Origin of the sequence: Bacillus zhangzhouensis, from assembly GCF_000715205.1 — a bacterium.
Lineage (GTDB): Bacteria > Bacillota > Bacilli > Bacillales > Bacillaceae > Bacillus > Bacillus zhangzhouensis.
Window position 1 is genome coordinate 1 of sequence record NZ_JOTP01000051.1, and the last position, 4,032, is coordinate 4,032.

General features: G+C 34.0%; 5 protein-coding genes. 2 read left to right on the forward strand and 3 right to left on the reverse strand.

Annotated elements, in window-relative coordinates:
* A partial coding sequence (locus BA70_RS18520; RefSeq protein ID WP_034325202.1) for a peptidoglycan-binding protein occupies positions 1–91 on the forward strand: 91 nt, incomplete at its 5' end.
* 87 nt (positions 92–178) lie between these two features.
* Here the strand turns inward: BA70_RS18520 and BA70_RS18525 are convergent.
* Both BA70_RS18525 and BA70_RS18530 read right to left on the reverse strand, forming a co-directional pair.
* Positions 179–1,006, reverse strand: coding sequence for an HNH endonuclease (locus BA70_RS18525; protein ID WP_034325203.1), 828 nt, complete (start codon positions 1,004–1,006; stop codon positions 179–181).
* A 71-nt stretch (positions 1,007–1,077) separates the two neighbouring features.
* Positions 1,078–1,935: an SMI1/KNR4 family protein gene (locus tag BA70_RS18530; protein WP_034325204.1), complete on the reverse strand. Its 858-nt coding sequence runs from the start codon at positions 1,933–1,935 to the stop codon at positions 1,078–1,080.
* A 187-nt stretch (positions 1,936–2,122) separates the two neighbouring features.
* On the opposite strand from BA70_RS18530, the gene BA70_RS20215 reads away from it, so the two are divergent.
* Complete coding sequence (locus BA70_RS20215) at positions 2,123–3,226, forward strand: Rap family tetratricopeptide repeat protein (protein WP_034325205.1); 1,104 nt, start codon at positions 2,123–2,125, stop codon at positions 3,224–3,226.
* Positions 3,227–3,398: 172 nt separating this feature from the next.
* Here the strand turns inward: BA70_RS20215 and BA70_RS20730 are convergent, their stop codons facing one another.
* Complete coding sequence (locus BA70_RS20730; protein ID WP_034325206.1) at positions 3,399–3,590, reverse strand: hypothetical protein; 192 nt, start codon at positions 3,588–3,590, stop codon at positions 3,399–3,401.
* Positions 3,591–4,032 lie beyond the last annotated feature (442 nt).

Sequence of the window (4,032 nt, forward strand, 5' to 3'; positions counted from 1 at the left end):
GGTCAAACGATTCCAATTGATGCATGGTCTTGTTGCTGACGGCATTTATGGACCGAAGACGAAAGCAGCGTTAGAAAAGTTATTAAAATAAAAATCTATAGACTTACGACTATAGATAATTTTAAAACAAGAAACCCCCCTGTCCATTATTGGATGGGGGGTTTTACTTATATAGAGTTTATTTTAATCTTCCCCATATAGCTCTTCCGCCTGTATGTCCTGTTTTCTTGTGAATTTCTTTGTTCACAAGTTGTAATCTTCCTGTGTTTTCATGGTGATGCCATACATAGCCTCTAGGGGTTTTGTTATGGTTTATATCAATGATTTGGTTCTTAGTAAATTTTTTAGCATGTTTAGGTGACTTAATACCGATTTTTAAAGATGCGTTTGCCTTAGCGAATTGAGTTTTGTTAGATGACTTTATTAACAAACCTGGTAGATTGTAATTGAATTTTGAATTGAAAACAGGGAAGCCATTTGCAGTGAATTTAACACCAGTTTTAGGGTGTTTCTTTTTAGCAAGTTTTCCATTTCTGATTACAACTTTTTTCGTTGAGTTTTTCAAATATTGTTTTGCATATAGTTTCCCACCGATTCGCATAACAACAGGAAAAGCAAGAGGAACTAACCAAAAAGGGTAAGCTTGAATAATATCAACGTCATCGTTTGTACCAATTGCATCGGCTGGAGCAGAAAACGATGGTTCTACTAATTCCCCTTTTTCAAAAACATCATCAGAAATTGTATCTTTTTCTAGTTCCTCATCTGTAACATCATCTTCAAGTAAACCTTGATACTCTTCATAGTTATCCCAATTCTCATATTCTTGAGCATATGGAAAATCGTCATAGTTTTCGTAAGAAGATTCTATGTAGTCGTTTAGTTGATCTTCCGTTAAATTACTTTCTCTAACTTGTGCTGATTCCGCTTTGGCAAACTCCGGTAAAATAAAAGATACTAGGAGCAATAACGGCAATACAGCACATAAAAACTTCCTTAATTTCAATTAAAGCACCTCTTTTGTATTATATTTACAAACATTGCAAGTATAATACAAGTATTGGAGGTTAACAATACCTATTCTATAAAATCTTCCAATTGATTAACAATAATCTCAACATCTGAATCATTTAATCTATTTAAGTTACTAATGATACTTTTAAATGTTTCCAGTGATTCTTTGTTCTCTAAAATTAAATTTTTCTTGTATGTTGCTACTGTATCTAGCACTAACCCCAATTCAAGAGCGCCATCAACGTCATTCGTTGAATTAGTATGAGTTTCTATTTTTTTCAATAACCAAATGAGATCGTCATAATTTTGAATAGGGAAGAGCTTGAGATTAGAAAATAATTCTTCATTATTTTTTTCAAATATCCTATTTACTTCATCCTTTGTAATTGCGTCTGGATCGTCGGGCGATATGTATGTAAGTTCATAGTCCTCGGGATCTAACCCTTCTAAATCAGGTTCACTATCATCTGAGTCATCAATATAGAGTTTTGAAATAAATTCATTAAAACTATCTGCTATTTTAAAGTCCTCTTCTGTTTCTAAATCGAAAAAATGAACGGGTGGATTCTCTATGGTATTTCGGTAATCCAGTGCGACCCAGGAATGACCATCACCCGAGATAAGAATAATATCTTTAGGAAGCCCCCATTCTTTTATTAAATAGTCACTTTCTAAAATCCCTTCTTTTTTTCCGATCCCTAGCAAATGATCAAATTGTATATGATCCTCTGCCCAGGAAGTAGGTCTATCCGTAGGGAAAGCATTACATTCTAAATAACCGCCATTTTGCTCCAAGACTAAGTTTTTATATTCTTGTGGCAGCTTAACTCCTAGCTTTTTTTCTGTTTTCAGAATATCTTTTTCAGATATTTTTTTTAAAGTATACGGGTCGTCTGATTGGTTAGCCCAAAATTGTTTCAATTCATCATCTCCTAAAATATAGATATACTTTTAAATTATACCTTCGACTCAAATTCTTATCAATAGACTTAAAAAACTAGATGAATGAGAAGAAAAATTGCGGTTTCTTTTCGGTGTGGAAATATTTCAAAAATGATAATATATGTAATTATAGGGAAAATAAAGTTAGGGATAGGGGGAGGTTTGTTTGACAGAAAAAGTAGCAAGCCCATTTGTTGCTAAAATGATCGGTGATTGGTATGGATTTATAAAAAAACAAGATATCCTAAAAGCTGAAACAATGAGAAACGAGATAGTACAAGCTTGCGAAAACATGGAAGAAGACCAAAATGTCTTAATATACTTTAACTTGATTGATTCAAGATACAAAATGATGGCGCAGGAGTTTGAGGGATCAAAAGTTTTATTGAAGCAAATAGACATTGAAGAGAAGCAGAAAACGGATGATATGATTCAGTATTATTATTTCTTCTTCAATGGCATGTATGAGTTTTATAAAAAGAGATTTTCAGACGCTATCAACTATTATCATATTGCAGAGACACGCCTTCGAAACGTTCCTGACGAGTTAGAACGTGCTGAATTTAATTATCAACTTTCGATTGCATACTACGAAATTGCACAAAATCATTTCTCCATTAACCATGCCAAAAAAGCTTTAGAAAGCTTTAAATCAGCAGATTTACAAGAGAGTCGGGTAGCGATTACACTAATGGTGATTGCATCAAATAAGCTTGATTTAAACCAATTTGAACAAGCTGAATCCACCTTTAAGGATGCTATTAATTTAGCAACAGAATCTAAAATTGATTTGCCACAAGCGCTAGGGTATTTCAATCTTGGATTATGTTATGAGCGCCAAGGAAAGCTTCAGCAAGCTTTAGAATGTTTACAGAATGTCTTGTCGGTTGAATTGAAAAAGCCACACAAAACACTGTATATGCGTACAAATTACATGTTAGCGCGTGTACTCTTCCAGTTAGATAAAAAAGCTGAAGGGCTGGAGTCATACAATGAGTCACTCATGTTAGCGAATGAATTATCTGACAATGCGTATATTGCTAAGTTAAACATCATACATTCAATTTATATAACAGATGATGAAACTCAGCTTGATGCAGCTATAAATGCGCTGAAAAATCAAAATCTTTGGACAGATGCCGCAGAATTGTCAATCATGGCTGCAAGATTTTATAAAAAGCAGGATAAACACAAGTTGGCATCTAAATACTTTGATGATGGTTTGGAATCACAAGCCAAAAAATTGTCATGGATGGAGGAAATTGAATGAAACATCTGAAAGTAATAATCTTGAGCTTTACCTTATTAATGGGTATTACAACTACTGTGCATATAAATTCCTCAAATGATTTTCAAACCGCAGAAAACGGCTACTTTGGTTAAGTATTAGGAAAAATAGACTCCATTAATAAAAGAAAAAGCCCTTTTCGGGGGCTTCTTTTTTATTTGAGCCGCCATTCCTTCTTTTCTTTATCCCATGCTAACTCATTTCTTGACATAAGATTATTAACGGCTTTTCTTATAGATTGTTCGTCTTGACCTGTTTTTATTTTTAAGTCGTCCATTGTGGGGTTCTTGCGAAACCTGCTCATATTATAGATGATCCTGTATAGCTTCCTTTCAAGATCATTCATGAAATCACCACCGTGAACTATTTTATTTGAATATCTTTTTCATTAGCTTGCCGGATGCTTTACCCGCAGCACGTCGCATGATACGTTTTCCGATAGTACCTTTTTGAACGGCGTTGACGTCACCCAGGTATTTTGATGTCTTATAAAGGAATGATCTTATTTTGTTTATGTTCATGGGGTATGCACCTACTTTCTTCATTAATATAGAGTTATGTGGGCTTGCCCACTAAATGCCCACTAATTGATGACAAACTATAAAGTGGTATGATGTAAGAATAATATAAAACGCAGGAAAGACAACAACAAGAGAACGTATGTTCTTGTGTGATTTCCTGCAAATAATTCCACATATGAAATGGAGAAAATGTTTAATTGGGTCATGTGATCAATTTAAAAAAGCGCTCTTAGAGCGCTTTTCAGCTTGTAGACAAAGTCTACAGGC

Coding starts and splice junctions, on each gene's coding strand:
- BA70_RS20730 (WP_034325206.1), bottom strand. CDS start 3,590: ATGAATGATCTTGAAAGGAAGCTATACAGGATCATCTATAATATGAGC.